The sequence below is a fragment of the Glutamicibacter sp. NPDC087673 genome (genome assembly GCF_044743255.1).
Classification (GTDB): Bacteria; Actinomycetota; Actinomycetes; order Actinomycetales; family Micrococcaceae; genus Glutamicibacter.
In genome coordinates this window covers 1-24870 of the sequence record NZ_JBIUWB010000006.1, presented here as the reverse complement: position 1 = coordinate 24870, position 24870 = coordinate 1, and the positions used below count along the sequence as shown (strand labels likewise).

At 63.1% G+C, this 24870-nt stretch carries 26 protein-coding genes; 12 read left to right on the top strand and 14 right to left on the bottom strand.

Features of this window, described 5'->3' with window-relative positions; all coding sequences use genetic code 11:
- The first annotated feature begins 21 nt into the window (after window positions 1-21).
- From ACIOTL_RS14385 to ACIOTL_RS14375, 3 genes are all read left to right on the top strand, one after another.
- On the top strand, window positions 22-402 hold the full coding sequence (locus tag ACIOTL_RS14385; RefSeq protein ID WP_332728413.1) for a hypothetical protein: 381 nt from the start codon (window positions 22-24) through the stop codon (window positions 400-402).
- Window positions 403-446: 44 nt separating this feature from the next.
- The gene (locus ACIOTL_RS14380; RefSeq protein ID WP_105662611.1) at window positions 447-617 is read left to right on the top strand and encodes a maleylpyruvate isomerase N-terminal domain-containing protein; all 171 of its coding nucleotides are present in this window, start codon (window positions 447-449) and stop codon (window positions 615-617) included.
- Between the two features lie 69 nt (window positions 618-686).
- Complete coding sequence (locus tag ACIOTL_RS14375; protein ID WP_105659044.1) at window positions 687-1037, top strand: VOC family protein; 351 nt, start codon at window positions 687-689, stop codon at window positions 1035-1037.
- A 16-nt stretch (window positions 1038-1053) separates the two neighbouring features.
- Here the strand turns inward: ACIOTL_RS14375 and ACIOTL_RS14370 are convergent, their stop codons facing one another.
- The 3 genes from ACIOTL_RS14370 to ACIOTL_RS14360 form a co-directional block, all read right to left on the bottom strand.
- Window positions 1054-1497 carry a cytidine deaminase gene (locus ACIOTL_RS14370; protein WP_105662547.1) on the bottom strand — a complete coding sequence of 148 codons (444 nt, stop codon included), beginning with the start codon at window positions 1495-1497 and terminating at the stop codon, window positions 1054-1056.
- Window positions 1498-1506: 9 nt separating this feature from the next.
- Window positions 1507-2118 carry a GDSL-type esterase/lipase family protein gene (locus ACIOTL_RS14365; RefSeq protein WP_400343250.1) on the bottom strand — a complete coding sequence of 204 codons (612 nt, stop codon included), beginning with the start codon at window positions 2116-2118 and terminating at the stop codon, window positions 1507-1509.
- A 115-nt stretch (window positions 2119-2233) separates the two neighbouring features.
- Complete coding sequence (locus tag ACIOTL_RS14360) at window positions 2234-3532, bottom strand: cation:dicarboxylate symporter family transporter (protein ID WP_105659041.1); 1299 nt, start codon at window positions 3530-3532, stop codon at window positions 2234-2236.
- A gap of 167 nt (window positions 3533-3699) precedes the next feature.
- Here ACIOTL_RS14360 and ACIOTL_RS14355 point away from each other — a divergent pair, with 167 nt between their 5' ends.
- Both ACIOTL_RS14355 and ACIOTL_RS14350 read left to right on the top strand, forming a co-directional pair.
- Window positions 3700-5406: an ATP-binding protein gene (locus ACIOTL_RS14355; RefSeq protein WP_400343248.1), complete on the top strand. Its 1707-nt coding sequence runs from the start codon at window positions 3700-3702 to the stop codon at window positions 5404-5406.
- A gap of 14 nt (window positions 5407-5420) precedes the next feature.
- Entirely contained in the window at window positions 5421-6170 is a 750-nt protein-coding gene (locus tag ACIOTL_RS14350) for a response regulator (protein ID WP_332503127.1), read from the top strand.
- 13 nt (window positions 6171-6183) lie between these two features.
- Here the strand turns inward: ACIOTL_RS14350 and ACIOTL_RS14345 are convergent, their stop codons facing one another.
- Window positions 6184-8100: an AMP-binding protein gene (locus ACIOTL_RS14345; RefSeq protein ID WP_400343247.1), complete on the bottom strand. Its 1917-nt coding sequence runs from the start codon at window positions 8098-8100 to the stop codon at window positions 6184-6186.
- 187 nt (window positions 8101-8287) lie between these two features.
- On the opposite strand from ACIOTL_RS14345, the gene ACIOTL_RS14340 reads away from it, so the two are divergent.
- The 6 genes from ACIOTL_RS14340 to ACIOTL_RS14315 all read left to right on the top strand — a co-directional run bounded on the left by ACIOTL_RS14340 (window position 8288) and on the right by ACIOTL_RS14315 (window position 13511).
- The gene (locus ACIOTL_RS14340; RefSeq protein ID WP_332487334.1) at window positions 8288-8941 is read left to right on the top strand and encodes a GntR family transcriptional regulator; all 654 of its coding nucleotides are present in this window, start codon (window positions 8288-8290) and stop codon (window positions 8939-8941) included.
- The gene (locus ACIOTL_RS14335) at window positions 8938-10455 is read left to right on the top strand and encodes an MmgE/PrpD family protein (RefSeq protein WP_400343245.1); all 1518 of its coding nucleotides are present in this window, start codon (window positions 8938-8940) and stop codon (window positions 10453-10455) included. Before ACIOTL_RS14340 ends, ACIOTL_RS14335 begins: the two co-directional genes overlap by 4 nt.
- Before the next feature lies 1 nt (window position 10456).
- Entirely contained in the window at window positions 10457-11386 is a 930-nt protein-coding gene (gene prpB, locus ACIOTL_RS14330) for a methylisocitrate lyase (protein WP_400343243.1), read from the top strand.
- A 95-nt stretch (window positions 11387-11481) separates the two neighbouring features.
- Complete coding sequence (locus tag ACIOTL_RS14325; RefSeq protein ID WP_105659034.1) at window positions 11482-12621, top strand: bifunctional 2-methylcitrate synthase/citrate synthase; 1140 nt, start codon at window positions 11482-11484, stop codon at window positions 12619-12621.
- A gap of 180 nt (window positions 12622-12801) precedes the next feature.
- Window positions 12802-13299 (top strand): DUF2975 domain-containing protein, encoded by a 498-nt coding sequence (locus ACIOTL_RS14320; protein ID WP_105662543.1) that lies wholly within the window; start codon window positions 12802-12804, stop codon window positions 13297-13299.
- Window positions 13299-13511 carry a helix-turn-helix transcriptional regulator gene (locus ACIOTL_RS14315; RefSeq protein ID WP_105659032.1) on the top strand — a complete coding sequence of 71 codons (213 nt, stop codon included), beginning with the start codon at window positions 13299-13301 and terminating at the stop codon, window positions 13509-13511. The genes ACIOTL_RS14320 and ACIOTL_RS14315 overlap by 1 nt, the downstream gene beginning before the upstream one ends.
- Before the next feature lie 14 nt (window positions 13512-13525).
- On the opposite strand, the gene ACIOTL_RS14310 is transcribed toward ACIOTL_RS14315, so the two are convergent.
- From ACIOTL_RS14310 to ACIOTL_RS14265, 10 genes are all read right to left on the bottom strand, one after another.
- The gene (locus tag ACIOTL_RS14310) at window positions 13526-14032 is read right to left on the bottom strand and encodes an 8-oxo-dGTP diphosphatase (protein WP_400343242.1); all 507 of its coding nucleotides are present in this window, start codon (window positions 14030-14032) and stop codon (window positions 13526-13528) included.
- Window positions 14032-14955 carry a site-specific tyrosine recombinase XerD gene (gene xerD / locus ACIOTL_RS14305; protein WP_400343240.1) on the bottom strand — a complete coding sequence of 308 codons (924 nt, stop codon included), beginning with the start codon at window positions 14953-14955 and terminating at the stop codon, window positions 14032-14034. The genes ACIOTL_RS14310 and xerD overlap by 1 nt, the downstream gene beginning before the upstream one ends.
- A complete protein-coding gene (locus ACIOTL_RS14300; protein ID WP_400343239.1) occupies window positions 14952-15596 on the bottom strand; it encodes an NUDIX domain-containing protein in 645 nt (214 codons plus the stop codon). Before ACIOTL_RS14300 ends, xerD begins: the two co-directional genes overlap by 4 nt.
- 120 nt (window positions 15597-15716) lie before the next feature.
- Window positions 15717-17396, bottom strand: coding sequence for a CTP synthase (locus tag ACIOTL_RS14295; RefSeq protein ID WP_105659028.1), 1680 nt, complete (start codon window positions 17394-17396; stop codon window positions 15717-15719).
- 107 nt (window positions 17397-17503) lie between these two features.
- Complete coding sequence (recN, locus tag ACIOTL_RS14290) at window positions 17504-19258, bottom strand: DNA repair protein RecN (protein ID WP_400343238.1); 1755 nt, start codon at window positions 19256-19258, stop codon at window positions 17504-17506.
- Window positions 19259-19375: 117 nt separating this feature from the next.
- A complete protein-coding gene (locus tag ACIOTL_RS14285; protein WP_105659026.1) occupies window positions 19376-20401 on the bottom strand; it encodes an NAD kinase in 1026 nt (341 codons plus the stop codon).
- A gap of 74 nt (window positions 20402-20475) precedes the next feature.
- Window positions 20476-21264 (bottom strand): TlyA family RNA methyltransferase, encoded by a 789-nt coding sequence (locus ACIOTL_RS14280; protein ID WP_105659025.1) that lies wholly within the window; start codon window positions 21262-21264, stop codon window positions 20476-20478.
- On the bottom strand, window positions 21261-21434 hold the full coding sequence (locus ACIOTL_RS14275) for a hypothetical protein (protein ID WP_388063492.1): 174 nt from the start codon (window positions 21432-21434) through the stop codon (window positions 21261-21263). Before ACIOTL_RS14275 ends, ACIOTL_RS14280 begins: the two co-directional genes overlap by 4 nt.
- Before the next feature lie 2 nt (window positions 21435-21436).
- The gene (locus ACIOTL_RS14270; protein ID WP_105659024.1) at window positions 21437-22444 is read right to left on the bottom strand and encodes an HAD-IIA family hydrolase; all 1008 of its coding nucleotides are present in this window, start codon (window positions 22442-22444) and stop codon (window positions 21437-21439) included.
- Between the two features lie 48 nt (window positions 22445-22492).
- Window positions 22493-23413 carry a hypothetical protein gene (locus tag ACIOTL_RS14265; protein ID WP_400343236.1) on the bottom strand — a complete coding sequence of 307 codons (921 nt, stop codon included), beginning with the start codon at window positions 23411-23413 and terminating at the stop codon, window positions 22493-22495.
- A gap of 81 nt (window positions 23414-23494) precedes the next feature.
- Between ACIOTL_RS14265 and ACIOTL_RS14260 the strand changes: the two genes are divergently transcribed.
- Entirely contained in the window at window positions 23495-24391 is an 897-nt protein-coding gene (locus ACIOTL_RS14260) for a hypothetical protein (RefSeq protein WP_400343235.1), read from the top strand.
- Window positions 24392-24870: the final 479 nt, after the last annotated feature.

Below are 24870 nucleotides of genomic sequence, written 5' to 3'. Positions count from 1 at the left end.
GGCATTTACGGGAAGGGCGCGATGCGCACCATTGAAAAGCTCGCCAGCTGGGCGGAAGCCGAGCCAGGCAGCAAGCAGGCAAGGGTCCGTGTGCTCCTCCAGGCCCAACTGGACGACGGGCTATTCATCGTGGTGCTCGACGACCGCGGATGGTCCAGCAGCGAAGAATGGGCGCAGGTGACGCCGGCCGGAATCCGCGAAACCGCGTTGGTTGTGGTGGGCCCGGATGAACCGGCACCGGGGTGGACACGGGCCGAGGAGCTGCATGCTTATTGGCAGTACATCCAGTCGATTCTCGCTGCGCAACAGCTGCACGCGTCGATCGACGAGCTGATGGCTCTGGATCATGAGGTCCAGTTCGGCCCGCGCCTGCAGCGCCTGCTCACCGCGGCCGGCCACTGACCTGCGTGCTTCTGGGCCGAAAACCGGAATCATCATGAACCAGGATTCCCGCGCCATGCACCGCTTGGACGGTACGCGAACTGCTTGACCACCTCTGCGATCTGGCCCTAGCCACCGGCCAGGCACTGGAGGGTGATCCTGCCGTGGAGTCCCCGGCTGGGCAGCGCCCTGGTGCCCATCCCGATCATCCGCTGGCTATTCGGATAAGTTCTTGATCCTGGCGCATTCCGGTGGTCGAATGGTTCCACACGCGCCGGCATCCGGCGGCATAAGGGGCGAGGCAGATGTTCACGGGAATGCTCAGCAATTGCACGGTATCGAATTTGGCCCGAGCCGAGCACTGGTACGCGCGGCTCTTCAACCGGGCGCCGGACCAGCGGCCCATGGACGGGCTGCTCGAATGGCATCTGGCCCCGGGATTCGGAGTCCAGGTCTTCGCGGAGCCCGACCGTGCCGGATACAGCACGCTGGTTCTGGAAGTGGCCGACCTCGACGCGCAGGCCGCGCGCCTGCTGGATGCGGGCATCGGGCATCACGGCCCGCAGCCCGGCGGCGGAGCACGGATCGTGCAGCTGCAGGATCCCGACGGCAACCGGGTGGTGCTCGCTTCGCCCTTGCCCGGCCTCTCGCGCTGAGCCGGGCATCAGGCTCTCAGGCTTGCTCGGCCAACCAGTCGAAAGACAACGGCAGCAGCTCGCGAATGCCGATGCTGCGCGCCCCGTGCGGGGTATCGACGATGACCCGCAGCCACGGATAGCTATCAGCCATCACCTGGCGGCAGCGCCCGCACGGGTTTTTGATGCCGCGCCCCTGGTTGCCCACTGCCACCACCACCTGCGGATCCCTTGCCCCGGCCGCACGGGCCGCACCGAAGGCCACCAGCTCTGCACACGGGCCTCCGGTGAAGTGGTAGAAATTCACGCCCGCGTGCATGGCGCCGTCGGCAGCCAGCACCGCGGCACCCATGGTGTGCACTCCGTCGCCGCCATCGGGCGCGTCGGTTGCTGCCTCAATGGTCCGCCGGGCGAGTTCGACCAGTTCTTCTTCGGCGTCTGCCAGTGCACGATACTGCTGCCGGTGCGGTGTCCCGTTCATTGCTCCAGCCTAGCTGCACAGTTCCGCAAGCCAGGGGTCCCAAGCCTGGCTGGCCATCTCCGCCAGCAGGTCGTAGCCTGCTGCGCGCGGGTGCGCTCCATCATCGGCGGCCACTTGGCGGCGCCACAGCTCATGTTCCGCGAGATCCCCGAACACGCTTAGATAAGGCACATTCCTCGATGCGCACCGTGCCCGCATTTGCGCATCCAGCTCGCGCAGTTCCGCGTTCAATGCATCATCGGCGATCGGCGGCGGACCGATCATGAGAACCGGCCAATTGCGTTCCTTTGCCGCATCCAGGATGGCCTCGAGGTTCTGGATCCGTTCTCCGGCGGCCACCCGCGGCTTCGCGTCCCAGCGGATCACGTCGTTGCCCCCGAAGCAGAGCACCACGCCTGGCGCGTAGTCCCCTGGCGGAAAGCGTGCGGCGTATTCAGCTTCGAATCGCTGCCGGATCATGGCGCTGGTATCGCCGCGAACACCGAGGTTGTAGCCGGTGAGCCCATGGCCCCGTTCGATTCCCCGGGCGACCAGCCGCCCCGCCCATCCGCGATGGGTTTCATCGCCGACTCCTGCGACGAAGGAATCGCCGACAAAGCACACTCGTACCGCTGAACCCATGATGCCTTTCCGCCTGCTGGCTGCTGCGCCCGGCTGGGCCCTATCTTGCCAAAGGCGCCCAGACGCAGAAAATCCGTTACCCGAACGTGTCGGATAACGGATTTCCAGCAAGGTCCTAGTGGCCTTCGACGCTGCTCTCGTCGAATGGAAGGCTGCCCGCTAGTACGGCCTTGGCCTGGTCCATGTCGATCTCCCTGGTCCACTTGCCGATCAGCAAGGTTGCCACGGCGTTGCCGGTGAAGTTGGTCAGCGCGCGGGCCTCGGACATGAACTTGTCGATGCCCACGATCACGCCCATGCCGTCCAGCAGTTCCGGGCGGTGCGACTGCAGGCCGGCTGCCAGGGTGGCCAGGCCCGCGCCGGTCACGCCGGCTGCGCCCTTGGAAGCGATGATCATGAAGACCAGCAGGCCGATCTGCTCGCTCAGGCTCATGGGCATGCCCATGGCCGTTGAGACGAAGAGTGCCGCCATGGTCAGGTAGATGGCGGTGCCATCGAGGTTGAAGGAGTAGCCGGTAGGCACGGTGATGCCCACGACGGGCTTGGACACCCCTGCGTGCTCCATCTTGGCGATCAGGCGCGGCAGTGCCGACTCGGAGGATGAGGTTGAGAAGATCAGCAGGTATTCGCGAGCCAGGTACTTCAGCAGCAGGAAGATGTTCAGGCCGGTGACCAGGCGCAACAGGGAACCGAGGACGACGACGATGAAGAGCGCGCAGGTGACGTAGAAGGCACCCATGAGGATCGCCATCGAGCCTATGGCGGCCCAGCCGGTAGCGCCGACCACTGCGGCAATGGCACCGAAGGCACCGATCGGGGCAGCCCACATGATCATCATCATCAGGCGGAAGACCACCGCCTGGATGTGCTTGACTGCGTTGAGCACAGGTTCGCCGGACTTGCCCATGGACTGCAGCGCGAAGCCGACCAGCAGGGCCAGCACCAGGGTCGGCAGCACGGGGATGTCGCCCGGAATCATTTCCAGCAGGAAGGCCACGGTGGAGTTCTCCCCGCCGCCGGATCCCGACTCGTACGGCTCGAGCTTCAGCCCCGAACCCGGGTGGATGATGTTGCCGACGACCAAGCCGATGGCCAGCGCAAAGGTGGACATGGTGATGAAGTACAGCAGCGCCAGGCCGCCGACCTTGCCGACGGTTGCCGCCTTGGCAATGGAACCAACGCCCAGGACGATGGTGCAGAAGATGACTGGACCGATCAGCATCTTGATCAGTGCGACGAATCCGGTGCCCAGGGGCTTGAGGGCCTTGCCCACCTCCGGGGCCAGCAGGCCGACCGCTGCGCCGAGCACCACGGCGGCAATCACCATGATGTACAGCCAGTGGGTCTTGTCTTTCTTCTTCGTTCCGGCCTGCGGCGAATTGCCTGCCGGCGGCATCTGGTCTGTGACAGCCATGGTAGTCCTACCCTTGTGAGCGCATGGAACCGAACCGTGCACCCTTGCACAGCCGGCATTACGTAGAATCGTTCTGTATCCATGGTGCGGCTCGAAGTGATCCGCATCTCCATTGCGTTCATATTGGTCACGCGGTGAACAGTACAAGGACCAGGCAGCACAAGGAGATGAGCGCAGTGACCGATCATTTCACCGACCTGTCGCTGGCCCGCCCCACCCGCGAGGCCGCCTCCCCCGCACCGCTCAGCCGCGACGGCTGGTCCCTGGCGGTAGTCATCTTCGCCGCCCAGATGCTGGTGGTCATCTTCGTCGTCGTGGGCCTGGCGGTCGCCACCTACCAGCACCAGGCGCAGGTGATCCAGGATGACAAGCAGGCCACGGTGGCCACGATTTCCATCACCCTGGCCAACGATCCTTTCGTGTCCCAGGCCCTGGCCGGCGATCGCCCCACCGAGCAGCTGCAGCCCTACACCGACAAGATCCTGGACCGCGGGCAAGGCGTGGATTTCATTACGATCATGACCCCCGATGCCCTGCGCGTCACCCACCCCGACCCCGAGCAGCTGGGCAAGGGATATTCGGGCAGCATCAACCAGGCACTGGCCGGCCAGACCCACAACGAGGTGGCCGCGGGCACCTTGGGCCTATCGGTGCGCACCATCGCCCCGGTCTACCACGACGGCGAGCTAGTGGGGATGGTCTCTTCGGGCATCACGCTGGAGAGCCTGGAGTCGATCTACCGCAGCGAACTTCCGCAGATCATGACCGTTTCGGCGCTGGCCCTGCTGCTGGCGGGTTTCAGCTCATGGTCCTTCTCCCGCTACGTCAACCAGGCCACGCTCGGCTTCGGCCCGCACGGGCTGCGCCGGCTCTACGCCTTCTACTTCTCGGCCCTGCACTCGGTTCGCGAGGGCCTGGTCCTGCTGGACCGGCGGCACCGCATCGTGCTCTACAACCAGGAAGCTTCCAGATTGCTCGGCTTCCCCGAGGAGGTGCCTTCCGGCGGATTGGACCTCGACCAGGTGCAGATCCCCGAAACCCTGCGCACCCTGATGGCGACCGGACGCAGCTGCAAGGACGAAATCCATTTGGGCACCCACACCGTGCTGTCCATTTCCCAGGGCCCGGCCCGCCTGACCAACGCGCGGTTGCCCCGCCGCGGCGGGCTGCCGGCCCGCTGGTTCGGTTCCCAGCCGGTGACCGGCCAGGTCATGACGCTGCGCGATTTGACCGAAGTGCAGGAACTGGCCGGCGAAGTGCAATCGCTGAAGACCTTCTCCACCGCCCTGCGAGCGCAAACCCATGAGCATGCCAACCGCCTGCACACCATTGCCACGCTGATCGAAAATGGCCAGAGCGACAAGGCGCTGGCCTTCGCGGTCGATGACCGCCAGCATTCGCAGAAGCTCACCGATGCGATCGTGCATTCCATCGACGACGTCTATCTTTCCAGCCTGCTGGTGGCCAAGGCCGCCCAAGCCCATGAGCGCGGCGTGAAGCTCGATATCAACGCGCAGGGCATGATTCCGGGCAATGCCTTTGCCGCCACCGACATCGTCACCATCGTCGGCAACCTGCTGGATAACGCGCTGGATGCTTCGGCGGGCACCCAGGACGCGACGGTGTGGGTGGAAGTGGCCGCGGCCGATGACGAGCTGATCATCGCGGTGGCCGATTCCGGCCCGGGCATCGAACCCGAGTTCCTCGATCAGCTGCTGCGCTTCGGGGCCAGCACCAAGGCCGGCGGCCAGCCGCGCGGCCTGGGGCTGGCACTGGTGCAGCAGGCGGTGCTGCGGCTAGGTGGCACAATGGGTGTTGATAACGATGCCGGCGCAATCTTCACCGTCACCTTGCCCTTGAGAATCAGCGACTAGCCCAGGAGGGTACCGTGCACGAATCCCCTGCAGCCACGCCCCCGCCGGGCACCGCCTCGCACAGCTTCAAGGTGCTCGTGGTCGACGACGAGCCGCAAACTGCCGCCTCCCACGCCAAGTACGTCAACCGCGTTCCGGGATTCGCCACCGGCGCCATTGCCGCCAACGGCCAGCAGGCGCTCGGGCTCCTGGCCGCGGCCCGCGATGCCCAGGATCCCTTTGACCTGGTCCTGCTGGATATGACCCTGCCCGACCTGCACGGCATCGACGTCGCCAAGCGCATGCGCGGCCGCGGGCTGACCACCGACATCATCGCCATTACCGCGGTGCGGGATTTGGCTGTGGTGCGTTCGGCGGTAGCCACCGGAATCACCCAGTACCTGATCAAGCCCTTCACCTTCGCGGCGTTCACCGAGAAATTGGAGAACCACCGGCGGTTCATTTCCGAGATCAGCTCCACCGGCCCGGATACCAGCCAGGCCGCGCTGGATAATGCGTTCTCGGCCCTGCGCACCACCAGCGCTTCCGCGTCCCTGCCCAAGGGGCTGATTCCGGAAACGCTGGCGCAGATCACTGACCATCTGCGCAGCAAGCCCGATACCTGCCTGTCAGCGACCGAGCTCGGAGAAGAGCTGGGTATCTCCCGGGTCACCGCCCGGCGCTATCTGGAGCATCTTGCCGAGGTCAAGGCCGTGGTCAAGCAGCCCCGGCATGGCACGCGAGGCCGCCCGGAATACGAATACCGGGCAGCCTCGCGCAGCTAGGCTCTGGTTTCCCCTAGGCTTCGGGACGCAGTAGCGGCACCAGCTCGTCGAGCACCGCGGTGTCCTCGATGGTCGACGGGACCGAGTAGTCCTTGCCATCGGCAATCTGCCGCATGGTCTTGCGCAGGATCTTGCCCGAACGGGTTTTGGGCAGCGCCGCCACGACGGTGACTTCGCGGAAGTCGGCCACCGCGCCGATATGCTGGCGCACCAGCGCGACGATTTCCTTCTTCAGCGTTTCCTCCTGAATCTGCACACCGGACTTGAGCACCACATAGCCGCTGGCCCGCTGGCCCTTGAGCGCGTCGGCCAGGCCGATCACCGCGCATTCGGCCACGGCGGGATGGCTCGCCAGCACCTGCTCCATGGCACCGGTGGACAGGCGGTGCCCGGACACGTTGATCACGTCATCGGTTCGCCCCATGACGAACAGGTAGCCGTCGTCGTCCAGGAAGCCGGAATCGCCGGTGAGGTAGCACCCCTGGATCTGCGAGAGGTAGGTGTCGATGAAGCGCTGGTCGTTGCCCCACAGGGTGGTCAAGGCGCCGGGCGGCAAGGGCAGCCGGACAACGATGTTGCCTTCCTGGTTCGCGCCGAGCTGCTCGCCCAGCGCATCGCGGATCTGCACGTCGAACCCCGGTACCGGGGTGGTCGGCGAACCGGCCTTGGCAGGCAGCTCTTCCAGGCCCAGCGGGTTGGACGCGATCGGCCAGCCGGATTCGGTCTGCCACCAGTTATCCACCACGGGGATGCCCAGCAGCTTCGAGGCGAAGTGGTAGGTATCCGGATCCAGCCGCTCGCCGGCAACGAACAGTGCACGCAGCGATGACAGATCATGGCTGGCGATCATCGCGCCTTCCGGGTCGGCCTTGCGCACCGCGCGCAGCGCAGTCGGCGCGGTGAACATCGTGGTGACCTTGTGGTCCTCGATGATCCGGCCGAACGCGCCGGCATCCGGAGTGCCAATGGGCTTGCCCTCGTAGAGGACCGTGGTAGCCCCGGCGATCAGCGGCGCATAGACGATGTAGGAGTGTCCGACCACCCAGCCCACGTCGGAGGCGGTGAACATGGTATCTCCCGGATGCACGTCGTATACCGCGTTCATGGAGTACTGCAGGGCCGTGGCGTAGCCGCCGGTGTCGCGCACCACGCCCTTGGGGGCACCGGTGGTTCCCGAGGTGTAGAGCACGTAGAGCGGGTGGGTGGATGGCACGGAGACCGGCCCGGCCGGCGAGGCGGTCTTCGCCTGCTCATCCCAGTCCAGCCAATTGATCTGCTGGCCGTTGACCGGCTTTGCCTGGTATTCGTCCAGGCCGTGCTCGAAGCCATCGCGGTGGGCAACGATCACGTCCCTGACCGCAGGCTCGGCCAGGCCCAGCGCTTCGGCCACTGCCGGCAGGTATTCGATGCGGCGGCTTGGCTCGATGCCGCCGGAGGCGGTAATGATCGCGACCGGGGCGCAGTCGGTGATGCGGGCCGCCAGTTCCTTGGGCGCGAAGCCGCCAAAGACCACCGAGTGGATTGCACCCAGGCGTGCGCAAGCAAGCATCGCGATGGCCGCCTGCGGGATCATCGGCAGGTAGACCAGCACGCGGTCACCGGCCTTCACGCCGCGTCCAGCCAGCACCCCGGCGAAGATTTCCACTTCGCGCAGCAGTTCGGAGTACGAGTACTTGGTGGCGGTGCCCAGCATTGCCGAATCGTAGACCAAGGCGGTGCTCTCTCCGCGTCCGGCTTCGACGTGGCGGTCCAGCGCATTGGCCGAAAGGTTCAGCATGCCATCCGGGAACCAGCCATACAGCGGCTTGCGCGAATCATCCAGCGCAATCCGCGGCACCTTGTCCCAGTGGATATCCCGGGCAGCTTGCAGCCAGAATGCGGCGGGGTCATTGGTGGCTTGGTCATAGGCCTGGCGGTATTCCTGCACCATGGTTCTCTCCTCCTGGCTCCGGGCATCATCACCCGGCACCTGTGTGGTGGTTGAGGTCGTCCTCTTGGCGTTAATTGTATGAGTACGATCACATCACCACAACCACTTTGTATACAGATTTCGAAAAAATTCCAAAAGAATTTGGCGCAACTCACACATTTTCGGGTTTCATGTATACACTGGAGCCATGAGAGCAAGCGACAAGGTTTACGAGAGCCTCCGCGCCGACATTGTCGAATGGCGCCTGGCTCCAGGGACCGTCCTGGCCGAAGTGGAACAGTCAGAACGCCTGGGCGTTTCCCGCACTCCGGTGCGCGAGGCCTTGGGCCGGCTGGTCGCCGACGGCTTGGCGGTTCAGCATCGCGGACGCGGCGCTGTCGTCTCCGAGGTCAGCGAAGACCATGTAGAAGACCTGTTCGTACTGCGCTTGGCATTGGAATGCGCCAGCGCACGCGAAGCTGCCAAGTCCGCGCAGCGATCGGCCTTCACGCAGCTGGCCAGCCGCTTCGAAGCAGCTCTCACGGAGGTGGAGCTTCCCGGATCCCGGGAGTCCTACTACCAGCTGGTGCAGCTGCTGGACGAGTCCATCGACGAAGCAGCTGGCAATAATTACCTGTCCAACGCCCTGCGCACCTTGCGGGTGAACCTGCAACGGGTGCGGCGCATGGCCAAGGACAATCCCGAAAGGCTCAAGGCTTCCGCTTCCGAGCACGCGGCCATCGCCAGGGCAATCGCCAGCGGAAACCCAGAGGTCGCGGCCGCGGCCACCACAGTTCACCTGCACGAATCCTTCACCCACATCATGGCCCATGCGGCCGGATCAGAAAGGCAGTTACCATGATCAACCACCCCGTACGCGTATACCGCTCAGAGGAAAACCTGGCTCGCGAAGACCAGCTGGCACATAAGATCGCCACGGTTGCTGCCGATCCGGTAGAGGTCACCGCAGAAGTGGCCGGCATGATCATTAACCGCATCATCGACAATGCTTCGGTCGCGATCGCTTCGCTGAACCGCGGCCCGATCGTCGCCGCCCGTGCCCAGGCACTGGCCCACGCCCCATCCACCGGCGGTGCGGGCGCCAGCGTCTTCGGCATTTCCGAGAAGGTCTCCCCGGAATGGGCCGCATGGGCTAACGGCGTGGCCGTGCGCGAATTGGACTACCACGACACCTTCCTGGCTGCCGAGTACTCCCACCCGGGCGACAACATCCCGCCGATCCTGGCGGTTGCCCAGCACACCGGAGCTTCCGGCAAGGACCTGATCCGCGGCATCGCCACCGGCTACGAGATCCAGGTGGACCTGGTCAAGGCCATCTGCCTGCACAAGCACAAGATCGACCACGTAGCGCACCTGGGCCCATCGGCCGCTGCCGGCATCGGCACCCTGCTGGGACTGGATGTCGAGACCATCTTCCAGGCCGTTGGCCAGGGCCTGCACACCACCACCGCCACCCGCCAGTCGCGCAAGGGTGAAATCTCCACCTGGAAGGCCCACGCCCCGGCCTTCGCCGGCAAGATGGCCGTCGAGGCTGCCGACCGCGCGATGCGCGGCCAGACCTCCCCAGTGCCAATCTACGAAGGCGAAGACGGCGTGATCGCCTGGATGCTTGACGGCAAGGATGCCGCTTACGAGGTGCCACTGCCGGAGGCTGGCGAAGCCAAGCGCGCCATCCTGGACACCTACACCAAGGAGCACTCGGCCGAGTACCAGGCGCAGGCCTGGATCGATTTGGCCCGCAAGCTGCACGGCGAGCACCCGGAGGCCACCGACCCGCAGAACGTCAAGTCGGTGCTGATCAAGACCAGCCACCACACGCACTACGTTATCGGCTCCGGAGCGAACGACCCGCAGAAGTACGATCCGACCGCATCGCGCGAGACCCTGGATCACTCGATCCCTTACATCTTCACCGTGGCCCTGCAGGATGGCGCATGGCACCACGTGGATTCGTACTCGCCAGAGCGTGCCGGCCGCGCCGACACCGTGGATCTGTGGAACAAGGTCACCACCGAAGAAGATGCCGAATGGACCCGACGCTACCACTCGCTGGATATCGCGGAGAAGGCTTTCGGCGGCTCGGTGGAAATCACCTTGAACGATGGCACCGTGATCACCGATGAAATTGCCGTAGCCGACGCGCACCCACTGGGCGCACGGCCATTCGCCCGCGAGCAGTACATCAACAAGTTCCGCACCCTGGCCACCGGCCTGGTGGACGACGCTGAGATCGACCGCTTCATCGCGGCCGCCCAGAACCTGGAAAACCTGGCCGCCGGCGAATTGGATCAGCTGAACATCGCCGCCGCAGCGGGTGTCATCGACGCCGCGGCCGCACCGAAGGGCCTGTTCTAGCATGTTGTACTCAACCAAAACCCCCGCAGAAAAGCGCCTTGCGCTGCGCGAGATGCTCACCCCGGGAGCTGCGCGCCAGTTCCCCGGAGCCTTCAACCCGCTCTCGGCCAAGCTGATCAGCGAGAAGCAGTTCGACGGAATCTACATCTCCGGCGCGGTCCTGGCCAACGATCTGGGCCTTCCGGATATCGGCCTGACCTCGCTGACCGAGGTAGCAACCCGCGCCGGGCAGATCGCGCGCATGTCGGACCTGCCGGCGATCGTGGATGCCGATACCGGATTCGGCGAGCCGATGAATGTGGCCCGCACCATCCAGGAACTCGAATACGCCGGCCTGGCCGGCTGCCACATCGAGGACCAGTTCAACCCGAAGCGTTGCGGGCACCTGGATGGCAAGAATGTGGTGGACACCGAGACCATGCTCAAGCGCATCGCCGCTGCCGCTGATGCTCGCATCGATGAGAACTTCCTGATCATGGCCCGCACCGATATCCGTGCGGTCGAGGGCCTGGATGCGGCGATCGACCGCGCCAAGGCGATGGTCGATGCTGGTGCCGACGCGATCTTCCCGGAGGCGATGAAAAACGTCTCCGAATTCGAGGCAGTATGCAACGCGGTAGACGTGCCAGTGCTGGCGAACATGACCGAGTTCGGCAAGTCCGAGCTGTTCAACCGCCAGGAACTGGCCGATGCAGGCGTCGCGCTGATCATCTATCCGGTCACCTTGCTGCGCAGCGCCATGGGCGCGGCTGAACGCGTACTGGATGCCATCAGCGAGGATGGCACCCAGGCCCGTGAAGTGGATAGCATGTTGACCAGGTCACGTTTGTACGAGCTCGTGGACTACGAGGCCTACAACCGCTTCGACACCGGAATCTTCAACTTCCAGGTCCCAACCCTGGACATTGATTCCAACAGCGCGAACCTCTAGGCTCGCAAGCACCTACTACCCCCTGCGCCGGCCGGCACCCGCCGGCCGGCGCGACCCAAAGCATTATTATTCTCCGGCAATGAAGAGGAGCAAGAATGACTGCCACCGAGGAAATCAAGAAGGGCCTAGCAGGCGTCGTCGTTGACTACACCGCCGTCTCCAAGGTCAATCCAGACACCAACTCGCTGCTCTACCGCGGCTACCCGGTCCAGGACCTGGCCGCGAACAAGTCCTTCGAAGAGGTCGCCTTGCTGCTCTGGACCGGCGAGCTGCCAACGCAAAGCGAACTGACCGAGTTCAGTGCTTTCGAGCGGGCCAACCGCGCGCTGGACCCGCGGGTGAAGGCCGCCATCGACCTGCTGCCAGCTGACTGCCATCCCATGGATGTGGGCCGTACCGCCGTCTCGGTAATCGGCGCCAACCACCCCGAGGCCGAGAACTCCTCCCCCGAGGCAGAGCTGCTCAAGGCCAAGGAGCTGTTCGCGGCCTTCCCCGCGGTGGTTGCCTACGACCAGCGCCGCCGCCGCGGCCAGGACGCGGTAGCACCGCGCGGAGATCTGGATTACTCCTCGAACTTCCTGTGGATGGCCTTCGGCGAAGAAGCAGCCCCCGAGGTTGTCGACGCGTTCCGCGTATCGATGGTGCTCTATGCCGAGCACTCCTTCAACGCTTCGACCTTCACCGCGCGCGTGATCACCTCGACCCTCTCCGACCTGCACTCGGCCGTCACCGGGGCGATCGGCGCACTGAAGGGCCCCCTGCACGGCGGCGCCAACGAAGCTGTCATGCATACCTTCAACGAGATCGGCATCGACAAGGAAGAATCCCGCGAGGATGCTGCCAAGCGCGCCAAGTCGTGGATGGAAGAGGCACTGGCCGCCAAGAAGAAGGTCATGGGCTTCGGCCACCGCGTCTACAAGCACGGCGACTCCCGCGTGCCAACCATGAAGGCCGCGCTGGATCGCATGATCGAGCACTACGGCCGCCATGAGATGCTGGGCTTGTACGACGGCCTGGAGGCAGCCATGGACGAGGCCAAGTCCATCAAGCCGAACCTCGACTACCCGGCCGGTCCTACCTATCATCTGATGGGCTTCGACACCGAGATGTTCACCCCGATCTTCATCGCGGCACGCATCACCGGCTGGACCAGCCACATCTTCGAGCAGCGCGCAGCCAATGCGTTGATCCGCCCGCTTTCGGCTTATAACGGCGTGGAGCAGCGCTCGCTGTAGACACACTTCGACTCCCGGTATTGGCCGCGGGTATGGCACAGCCGTGCCAGCCCGTGGCCATTGCCGTGCCAGCTGCGGAACGGCATCGGCTTGCCGTCGTTGCCCGAAGTTGCAGTTCCAGGCCAATGGGCCTATCGTTTAACGATAGATACATTCCGAAGAACGATAAGGTCTATTGCCATGGGGAAATTCAGCATTATCGGTTTGAAGGTAGTTCTGGCCGTGATCCTGGCCGGCACTCTTTTTGTGCAGTTGTTCATGATCCCGATGATCTTGATCCACGAGTCGCCGAGCAACGGCACCGACAAGTTCTTTCAAGCCTCCTTCCTCGGCTACTTGCTTCTCGCCGGGCTCATCATTGAAACCTGCGTCTACAGCGTGTGGAAACTAGCCACGAGAGTTAAACGCGGCACCGTTTTCGATCCCGCTTCCCTGGGCTATGTAACACCGATCATCATTGCCTTCACGATCGGCGCCCTATCCACTTTTGCCCTCGGAGCGATCTTCGCCGCCAGCACGGAAATTGCACCCGGAGTCGTGCTTCTTGTTGGTGGAGCCGGAGTGCTGATGATCGGCATCAGCATCATCGTGCTCGTACTGCGGCAGTTGCTCGCACAAGCGGCGATGACCGAAGCCCAAGCCGATGCGCTCCGTACCGAACTGGGCGGCGTGATCTAATGGGAATCCGCGTAGATATAGACGTGATGCTGGCCCGCCGCAAAATGGCCGTCGGCGAGTTGGCCGAACGCATCGGCATTACCCCGGCCAACCTCGCGGTGCTCAAGAACGGGCGCGCCAAGGCCGTACGTTTCAGCACACTTGAAGCCCTCTGCCGGGAATTGGAATGCCAGCCCGGCGACCTCTTGATCTTCGAAACCGAACAGGACTAGATGCAGCTCGCTGGCTAGTCCCAGTTCTCGAAGCTGATGCTCTGCACCGAGGTGTTGTCCTGCGCCAGCACGATCTCGACGGTAAATTTCCCGCCGGCTACGAGTTGCGGCAGCCACAACGGGGAATCCTGCCACATCTGCTCCAAGGGCAAGGCCGCCGGATCGGCCCACAGCGGCTCGAGCTCCTCGGTGATGTGCAGCTGGCCCGATGCCTTCCAGACAATGAAGGTGGCGCATTCCATGTCGGCTGCCGGCTGGGCGGGGAACCGGAAAATGACCTGCGCCGCAGGCTCCAGATCCTCCGGAGCGAGAAGCAGTCCGGTTTCCTCGGAGAATTCCCGGACGGCCGCTTGCCGCGCGCTCTCTCCCTGCTCGATCTTGCCGCCGGGCAACACGATATTGCCCTTGCCGAATCCGCGACGCTTGCGTCCGAGCAACACGTGCAGCCGTCCTTCGCGCTCCTGCAGCAGCGCCACGAGGGCTACCTGCTTGGCAGAACGCACTTGGTGGCCGGCGACCACTAGTTCACCCTCGGGTGGGCCAACTGGTAGGCCTCACGCAGCGAATCCACGGTGACCTTGGTGTAGATCTGCGTGGTGGTGACCGATGCATGTCCCAGCAGCTCCTGGACCACCCGCACATCCGCGCCGCCCTCCAGCAAATGAGTGGCGAAGGAATGGCGCAGCGTATGCGGAGAAACCTCGGTGGAAACCCCGGCGCGCTCAGCGGCCTTCGAAAGCAACAGCCACACCGATTGGCGGGAAAGCCGTCCCCCGCGCTGGTTCAGGAACAACGCTGGAGTTCCCTTGCCCTTGGCGGCTAGCCCGGGACGGGCACGCACCAGATAATCGCTCACCGCACGCTGGGCATAACCGCCCACCGGAACGACCCGCTCCTTGGATCCCTTGCCGAACAAGCGCACCACCGCATCGTCTGCAAAGTGCAGGTCATCGACGTCCAGGTCCACGACTTCGGAAATGCGCGCACCGGTGGAGTACAAGAATTCCAGAATCGCGCGATCCCTCAGCCCGGCAGGGGTTTCGATGCTCACCGATTCGAGGATCCTGGTAACAAGGTCGATGGAGATCGCTTTGGGCAGGGATTGCCCGATAGCCGGAGGCTGGATCTCGCGGGCTGGGTTAGGCGCGCAAATCCCTTCGAGCTCCCAGTACTTGTGCAGTTGGCGGATGGCTACCGAATGGCGAGCGACGGAGCGGGCGCTCAACGGCTTATGCTCTTGGTCCCCGCGGGATAGATCCTGAAGGTAGCCGCTGATGACCAGCTCGGTAATCTGCTGCGGTTGTGCTACGCCGGCTGCCTGCAGCGCTTCAACGTAGCGAAGCAGATCCCTCCGGTAGGAAGCCAGTGTATTCTCGGCCAGCCCGCGCTCGATCGCCAGATGCTGCAGGTAGCGCTTGAGCGGGGTCTCGAAGTGGCCGCTCATCCTTCGCGCAGGTATGGGTGCACATCGAATGGCTCGTTCGCATCGCGCAGGTCCAAGTACTTGCTGGTACGGGCTGCATGAGCGGCAAGGATCGCGATTGTCGCGGTGGGATTATGGATCTTGCCTGCCAGCACGGCTGCGACGGCTTCCTCCAGCGGCACCCAGGTGCTGATCATTTCAGCTTCCTCCTCGGTACGCTCATGGCGCTGATCGGCGGCAACCAGTTTCGCATCGCGCGCGAGGTAGACTCGCACTGCCTCGGCCGAGGAGCCCGGGCTCAAGAAGACATCGGTGAGGATCGACCAGTGCTCGGCGGTACGATCCGCTTCTTCCCATAATTCGCGCTTGGCAGCTTCCAAAGGTGGTTCTCCAGCCACATCGAGCAGCCCGGCAGGGATTTCCCACAGCCGCATGCCTACCGGGTGGCGGTACTGGTTGACCATCAAAATGCGTTCTTCAGCATCCATGACCAGAACGCATACAGCACCGGGGTGGTTGATGTAATCGCGTTCAATGGTCGCCCCGGATTCGGAGAGCTTCACCGTGTCATGGACGACGTCCCAGATCCGTCCCTCATACACGGTTTCACGGTTCAGCAATTCACGTGGTGAGAATTCATCGGCTATCGGATGCAGCGGCACGAGGATCGTCCTTCGGTAGAAAAAGCTGGTCGGTATTCTCCAGCTTAAACAGCTACGCGCCGGTCAGTAACGACCGGCGCGCAGTGCCTTCAGAGTTTTACCTCCGGCAAGCTGTATTACTTATTTGCGCAGCCCCAGAGCTGCCTCGACCAGACCTGCAAACAGCGGGTGCGGGCGAGTCGGGCGGCTGGAGAGCTCAGGGTGAGCCTGCGTTGAAACGTAGTACGGGTGTACTTCCCTTGGCAGTTCAACGAACTCGACCAGGTTGCCATCTGGCGAGGTGCCAGCGAAGACCAGGCCAGCCTCTTCGAGCTGCGCGCGGTACGAGTTGTTGACCTCGTAGCGGTGGCGATGGCGCTCCGCAACCTCGGTCTTGCCGTAGGTCTCAGCCAGAACCGATCCCTCAAGCAGCTTTGCGTCGTACAGGCCCAAACGCATGGTGCCGCCCAGATCGCCCTTGCCTTCAACGATGTCCAGCTGCTCTTCCATGGTCGCGATGACCGGGGTCGAGGTTTCAGGATCGAATTCGGTGGACGATGCATCGGTGAGGCCAGCCATGTTGCGGGCGTATTCGATGACCATCGACTGCAGTCCCAGGCACAGGCCCAGGGTTGGCAGCTTGTTTTCGCGAGCGAAGCGCAGCGCGCCCAGCTTGCCTTCCAGACCGCGGATGCCGAAGCCACCGGGGACGCAGATTGCCTCTGCACCCTCAAGCGCCTTGGCGGCCCCTGCTTCGGTAGCGCAGTCATCTGCTGGTACCCAGCGGATGTTGACCTTGGCGTTGTTTGCGAACCCGCCGGCACGCAGAGCTTCGGTGACCGACAGGTAGGCGTCGGGCAGATCGATGTACTTGCCCACCAAAGCTACGGTCAGCTCGGTTGCGGGGTTGTGCACGACTTCGAGCAAGCGATCCCACGAAGCCCAGTCGACGTCGCGGAACTTCATCTCCAAGGTCTGGACGATGTAAGCGTCCAGGCCCTGGGAGTGGATGACCTTTGGGATGTCGTAGATGCTTGGAGCATCGGCGCAGTTGATCACTGCTTCGGTGTCCACATCGCAGGTACGGCCGAGCTTGGCGCGCATTTCTGCCGGGATTGGACGGTCCGAGCGGATTACCAGCGAATCTGGCTGGATACCGATCGAACGCAAAGCGGCAACGGAGTGCTGGGTAGGCTTGGTCTTCAGTTCATGGCTTGGGCCGATGAATGGAACCAGGGAAACGTGTACGAAGAATGCGTTCTTGCGGCCGATGTCCTGGCGGACCTGGCGTGCTGCTTCGAGGAATGGCTGGGATTCGATATCGCCGACGGTGCCACCGATTTCCGTGATGATCACGTCAGGTGCCGACTTGCCGGCCCCTGGTTCGGTTGCTGCCAAGCGCATACGACGCTTGATCTCATCGGTGATGTGAGGGATGACCTGAACGGTATCGCCGAGGTATTCACCGCGACGTTCGCGTTCCAGAACGGTCGAGTAGACCTGTCCGGTGGTCACGTTGGCGGTACCCGGAAGGTTCTCATCCAGGAAACGCTCATAGTGTCCGATATCCAGATCGGTTTCTGCGCCATCGTCAGTAACGAAGACTTCACCGTGCTGGAAGGGGTTCATAGTACCTGGATCGACGTTCAGGTACGGGTCGAGCTTCTGCATGGTCACTGAGAGACCACGAGCTCGAAGTAGATGTCCAAGGCTGGATGCCGTCAATCCCTTACCCAGGGAAGAGGCCACACCGCCGGTGACGAAGATATGCTTTGTCGTTTCAGACGACCGAGAATCACGAGTTGAATTACGCTGCACCACGGGATTTCATCCTATCACCATTCCAATATTTCGCATCCTCATAAGACTCTAGTGCACCTCCGGCCAATGCCCTAGCATTGCCGTAATTCAGGGGCTCACCAAGACTTTTAGGCTTTCGCCATTTTATTGGAGGTGAGCGATGACACTAGGTTCTGCGCTTCTTCAAGCAACTCCTCAGCATGCGCCTGCGCCGTGCCGGATTCCTCTTGGCCGGCGAGCATGCGCGCAAGTTCCTTGACGCGGGCTTCCTGATCCAAGCTGATGACATCGCTGGCAGTGTAGCCAGCTCCCGCCTTCGACTTGGCATCTGAATTCTTGATCACACGAATGTGCCGATCCGCATAGGCGGCCACCTGGGGCAGGTGGGTCACGACGATGACCTGCACATGCTTTGCCAGCATCGCCAGGCGCTCGCCAATGGCCACCGCCGCTTTGCCACCCACGCCCTGGTCCACCTCGTCAAAGACGAAGGTCGGCACCGGGTCGACCGCCGCTAGGACGACTTCAATGGCCAGCATGACGCGGGAGAGCTCGCCGCCGCTGGCACCCTTGCCCAGCGGTCGCGGCGAGGCTCCGGCATGCGGGGCCAGCAGCATGGAAATCGCGTCCTGGCCGAAGGCACCTGGTTCTTCCAGTTCCTTCACCTCGATGACGAGCTTGGCATCCGGCATCGCCAGGGCCTTGAGCTCGGCTGAAACCTGCGCGGAGAGTTTCTTGGCAGCCTTGCGGCGCGCGTCGGAGAGGTCCGAGGCCAGCGAGGCCACCTTGTGCTCCAATTCAACGACTTCTGTTTCCAGCTCCTCGATGCGCGAGTCATCCCCACCGAGTTCTTCCAGACGGGTACGGGATTCGGCAGCCCAGGCGAGCACCTGATCAATGCTCGGTGCGTACTTGCGCATGAGCTTGCTCAAATCGGCACGGCGGGCTTCAATCTGCGCCAAGCGCTCCGGGCCTTCCTCATCGAGGTCGGCAACGTAGGCGGCAAGATCACTGGAGAGTTCCGAGGCGAGAATGCCCAGTTCCGCTGCCCGCTCCGCGAAGGCGGCCAGCGCAGTGTCATCGTCACTGGCCTGGGCCAGCACGCCGCGGGCGGTCTCCGCCAAGGTGGTAACGCCCGGGTTCTCGAAATCCTCGGAGTCGATGACGGCTTGCGCCTGCCGGCCGGCGGTGCGCAGGGACTCGACATTGCCCAGCTTCATGGATTGCTCGCGCAAGGCTTCGTCCTCGCCCGGCTGCGGATCCAGGGAATCGATCTCGTCCAGCGCCAGGCGCAAGTTTTCTGCTTCGCGAACACGGTTGCGCGATTCGGTTTTGAGCCCCGCCAGCTCCTTGGAAGCCGATCGCCACTGGCGGTAGGCTCGCTGGTAGTTGCTTAGCGTGCGCGACAGCGAGCTACCTGCAAAGCGGTCCAGGGCATCGCGTTGCGCCACCGGCTCTTTCAGGCGAATCTGGTCCGATTGGCCATGGACGGCCACCAGATCGTGCCCCAGTTCGGCTAGCAGGCCGACAGGGGCGCTGCGTCCGCCGATGGTGGCGCGTGAACGGCCTTGGGCCGAGAGCGAGCGGGAAAGCAGCAGTTCACTGTTCTCCCCCGCTGGTTCGATGAATGCGCCTGCCTGGCCTGCGGCATCGAGCACGTGGTGATCTGGCGGCAAGTGCACCACGGCTTCAGCAAGGGCGTGCTTGGCGCCGTTGCGCACCGCACCGGCATCGGCCCGGCGCCCGAGCAGCAGGGACAAGGCGGTGATCACCATGGTCTTGCCAGCGCCGGTTTCACCGGTGACTACCGTGAGTCCCGGACCAAGCGGAAGCGTGGCCTCGGTGATCACCCCAAGGTTGGATATCTGGATTTCCTGAATCAATGCCTGCTCCCGAATGTCGAGTTCAAGTCGTACCGTGCGCTTTTAGTATATGTGTTCTAACCCTATTTTTCGTAACTATGTTCGAGCGTGTGGAAAGTTTTTCTTCGAGGCCGCTATTCAGTCCTGGTCCTCGGGGCGTCCCACCATGGGAATGCCCGGTTCATCGCGGTAATGCGGATCGACGCTTTGCAGGCCTGGTCCGATCACCGGCAGTGCCGTAGTGGCCGGACGGCGCGCCTCTTCCTTCGCTGGTCCGCGCCAACCGGTAATGGGCAGCTCGAACTTGTTGACCAGGCGCTCGGAAAACGGCGTCGTGTTCAATCGCGCCATGTACACCGGGCGGTCGCTGCGCGTTACTTCCACACGGGCTCCCGGCGGCAGCTCGATGGTGCGCCGTCCATCGCACCAGAGCACGGCCCCGGCATCGGTGCGGGTCAGCATTTCGACGGCCATGATCGAATCCGGGGAAATGACCAGGGGCTTGGCGAACAGTGCGTGAGCGGAGATCGGCACCATGATCAGCGCCGCCACGTCCGGCCAGACCACCGGGCCGCCGGCGGAGAAGGAGTACGCGGTGGAACCGGTAGGCGTGGCCATCACGACACCATCGCAACCGAAGGTGGAGATCGGCCGGCCGTCGACCTCGATCACGACCTCGACCATGCGTTCGCGGTTGGCCTTTTCCACCGCGGCCTCGTTCAAGGCCCAGGTCTCGGCGAGGCAGACGTTGTCCAGCCACACCTTGACCTCCATGGTCATGCGTTCTTCCACGGTGTAGGTCTCATTGACCAGTGCTTCCACGGTGGAGGCCAGTTCGCTGCGTTCAGCTTCGGCGAGGAAACCCACATGCCCGAGGTTTACCCCCACCAGCGGCATCGGGGATTCCCGCACCAATTCCGCGGCACGCAACACGGAGCCATCGCCACCGAGCACCACGCCCATGTCGACGTCCTCGATCTGGCAATCCTCGCCGAGCACCTGCACCGAAGGCACAGCCGCGCCGATCGCTTCGGTCATCGCCAGCTGGTCCTTGCCGCGCATCACCGGGATAGCTCCGGCGGCGTTGAGCAGGGCGCAGGTTTCTATGGCCGCGGTGATCGCTTCTTGGCGTCCGGTATGGGTGAAAATCAGGATTCGGCGCAAGGCGGTCGGCCCCTCTCAGCATCGCGAGGTGCAAAATGACCGTGGTTATCGACCACGGCTAAAACACGTCACTACTAAGAATAGTCAACATCCTGCCCGATGCGTGGAACATCGGCAGGCTGTGGATCCTCTCCTGCGGCAAGCCAAAGGAAGAATTCGACATTGCCGTCCTGTCCCGGCAGCGGGCTGCGTGCCAGCCCGCGCAGGTGCAGTCCCGCGGCTTGCGCGCTGGCGACCACCGCTTCAACGGAGCTGCGGCGCAGGGCGGGATCGGTGACCACGCCGGTGCGGTTCAGGTGTTCGCGCCCGACCTCGAACTGCGGCTTGACCATCAGCAGCAGGAAGCCGCCGTCCTTGGCGGCCCCGGCCAAGGCGTCGATCACCAGGCGCAGCGAAATAAAGGACAAGTCGGCTACTACGAGGTCGACTGGTCCCCCAATATCTTCGGGGGCCAGATAGCGGACGTTCAGTCCTTCGTGGACCGTGACGCGGGGGTCTTCGCGCAGCTCGTCGACCAGCTGGCCATGGCCTACATCGGCTGCGACCACAGATTTCGCACCGCGGCGCAACAGCACGTCGGTGAAGCCGCCGGTCGAGGCACCGGCGTCCAGGCAGTGCAGGCCAGCGGGGTCAATAGTCGTAAAAGCATCTAGGGCTCCGGCGAGCTTATGCCCGGCACGGGAGACGTATTCTTCGCCTTCGCTGGGCACCAGCGCCAGCTCATCGGTGGCGGAAACCTTCTTGGCGGCCTTGGTGGCGGCCTGCCCGTTCAGCAGCACCCGCTGGGCATCGATCAGCTTGGCTGCTTCGGTGCGCGAGCGCGCCAGCCCACGGGTGACAAGTTCTTGATCCAGGCGATTCACGCGCCGTGCTCCGTACGATTCAGTTCTTGCTGCAGGCCGGCGAGCAGTTGCTCATAGATTCCGGCATGCTCGGTAATGTCATGGTCGGCCAGGGAAGACAGCGCCTGCTCCACTGCTGCATCATCCGGCCCGCGAGGGCCAGGGCTCGGAAGAGGATTCTGCGGCTGCATGCTTAGCCCCGGATCTTGCGCAGGGCATCGAGCCCGCGTTCGGTAAACCGAATTTCCGGTTCTTCGTGCCCCGACTGGCGCGGATGGGCCAGCCACCAGGCATGGCAGGCGGCGCGCCAGGCATTCAGGTCCTGGTCGCTGCCCGAGACTTCGATCGCGCCGTTATCGACCTTGGCAACCGCGTCGCCGACCTGCACGCCGTAGCCCAGTACCTTGATGGTCGGGTACGGCCGGTACAGATCAGCCATCGAATTGATGAGGTAGTTGGGGCGCTGCTCGACCGGTGCGCCCAGTGCTGTGCGCGGAGTGTCCACACCGGTCAGCACCAGCGCGGTGGAGAACCCGGCACGGAAGCCTCCAAGGATGTCGGTATCCAGGCGGTCGCCGACGACCAGCGGGCGCTGGGAATCCAGTCGGTCCGCGGCCCGAGCGAACAGGTAGGATTCGGGTTTGCCCGCCACGCGTGGTTCCACGCTCGTGGCCAGTTTCACCGCATTGACCAGCGATCCGTTGCCCGGGGCCAGGCCCTCGGCGCGCGGAATCGTCAGGTCGGTGTTGGTGGCAACCCATTGGGCACCGTGATTGATCGCGTAGCTGGCCTCGGCCAGGTTCTTCCACGAGATGTCCGGGTCGAACCCCTGGATCACCGCTACGGGTTCTTCCTTATGGGATTCGACGACTTCCAACCCGCGCACGGCAATGCATTCGCGCAGGTAGGGGGAACCCACCACCAAAACCTTGGATCCCGGATTCAATTCGCGGGCCAGCATCTCCGCACCGGCGTCGGCAGAACCGAAAACCTGCTCAGCGCTGGTTTTCACGCCCAGCTGGCGCAGGTGGGCCGCGACGGACATCGGCGAACGCCCAGCATTGTTGGTAATGAACGCCAAGGTGACATTCACTTCCGCGAGGGTGTTCAGCGACTCCACGGCGTCGTCAATGGCGTTCGGGCCAGCATAGACGACGCCGTCCAAGTCGGAGAGGACGGAATCAAATCCGGAAATCAGCATTCGGTGGTGGTTCCTACTACTTGAGGTATTTGGCTACTACGCCAAAGCTTACTTCGCCGATTCTTCTTCCACGTCAGCTTCGCCAGCTTCCGTGTCGGATTCGATGACTTCGTTCAGGTCATCTTCCTCGTCGATGCCGGTCTGCTCGGCTTCTGCCTCTTCTGCTTCTTCGGCCTCGGCTTCTGCATCTGCTTCTTCAGCCTCGGCGTCGGCATCTGCTTCTTCAGCCTCGGCGTCGGCATCTGCTTCTTCAGCCTCGGCGTCGGCATCTGCTTCTTCAGCTTCCGAAGGCTCGATCAGATCCTTGGCGCGTGGGGTTTCCTCTTCCTCATCCATCTCCGGAGCCAGGTCTATGATGAAGGATTCGGTTTCACGCTCGATGCCCAGGGCGCTTTCTGCAACCTCGACCTGAGCGTTCCAGCGCTTCGCGTCTTCTGCACGGCCGGCAGCCGACAGCAGATCAGCGTAGGCAGTGAACAAACGTGGGCTGAAGGAGAAGGCACGGTTGAAGTTCAGCTGTTCCAGCGACTCCAGCTCAGCCAGAGCCTTATCCAGCTTGCCCAAGTCACCATACGAACCGGCAGCAACCATCTGCATTTCAACCTTGACGGCGCTTTCCAGATTGGCGCATTCCTCGGACTGGGCGAGCTCGATTGCCTTCTCTGGGCGGCCCAGGCCACGCAGCGAGTCAGCGATCAATGGCAGGTTGTAGTCCGAACCGGAAATACGACGGTGGGTACGCAGTTCGCGCAGTGCATCGGCGTACTTGCCAGCGTGGTAGGCAGCGATGCCAACGGCCTCGCGAACCACCGCGACACGGCCGCCGCGGCGCGATGCTGCCAGGGTGTGCTCGTATGCCAGCTCTGGGTCGTCTTCCAGCAGGCGGCCAGCCATCACCAGGTGCTTTGCGACCCAGCTTGCCGAGCGCTCTTCGAGGTAACGCAGCTGGGCGCGTGCTACGCGGTCCAACTCCTTACCGGTAACATCCTCATCGATATCTGGGGACTGTTCACGATCGGCACGGTTCGAGATGCGAAGATCGCCAGGATTATGTGCGCGCGGTGCGTCACCGCGCTTATCAGCAAAGCGGTCTTCACGTGCTGGGTACTCACCCTTCGAGCGACGGTCGTCGGCACGCTTGAAGCCACCATCGCGGTTGTCATCACGCTTGAAGCCACCGCCACGGTTATCGTCACGCTTGAAGCCGCCACGATCGTCATTGCGGAAACCGCCACCACGGTTGTCATCACGCTTGAAGCCACCGCCACGGTTGTCATCGCGACGCTCGCCGCGGAAACCACCACGGTCTTCATTGCGGAAACCGCCACCGCGGTTGTCATCACGCTTGAAGCCGCCACCGCGGTTGTCATCACGCTTGAAGCCGCCACCGCGGTTGTCATCACGCTTGAAGCCACCGCCACGGTTGTCATCACGCTTGAAGCCGCCACGGTTGTCATCACGCTTGAAGCCGCCACCGCGGTTGTCATCACGCTTGAAACCGCCACCGCGGTTGTCATCACGCTTGAAGCCACCACGGTCATCATTGCGGAAACCGCCACCGCGGTTGTCATCACGCTTGAAGCCACCGCCACGGTTGTCATCACGCTTGAAGCCGCCACCGCGGTTGTCATCGCGACGCTCGCCACGGAAACCACCACGGTCATCATTGCGGAAGCCACCGCCACGGTTGTCATCGCGACGCTCGCCGCGGAAACCACCACGGTCATCAATGCGGAAACCGCCACCGCGGTTATCGTCACGCTTGAAGCCACCACCGCGGTTGTCATCACGCTTGAAGCCACCACCACGGTTGTCGTCGCGCTTGAAGTCACCGCCGCGGTCAGCATTACGGTCACCGCGGAAGCCACCACGGTTATCGTCGGTGCGCTTGAAATCACTACGGTCGTCGCGACGCTTGAAGCCATCGCGGGAGTTGTTGCGGTTTGAATCTGAGTTCCGGAAGTCGCCTCGTCCGTTGTCGGAGTTACGGCGGAATTCGTTAGACATCTAATGTCCCCTTCAGCGGCTATCTCAATACCGCAACCTTCGTGTTTGCCTTTGCAAATCACTTCACTATTAACTATTCAGCATGCCCTCGAGGCATGTACATCTAAATTCAAGTCTACGGGAGGCACGAGTCATACCATAGGGAAACGGGTCCAATGTGGCAAGACACTCAGTGGCGGCCCTAAGGTTGTCCCCCCAGCCATCGACGCATGCGTAGCCGATCGAAGCCCCTTGAAAGATTCAACTCTTCTAAAAGGGGTTAACGACAAAAAGGGCCCAGCATGAAACTGAACCCATAGGCTGTAGCAAGTCGATTACCAGGGGACGGGTTAAACAGGTGAGGCCCCGGCACCAAACGGTACCAGGGCCTCAAACCATCTACTCAAGTTAAGTCCGGCGGTGACCTACTCTCCCACACC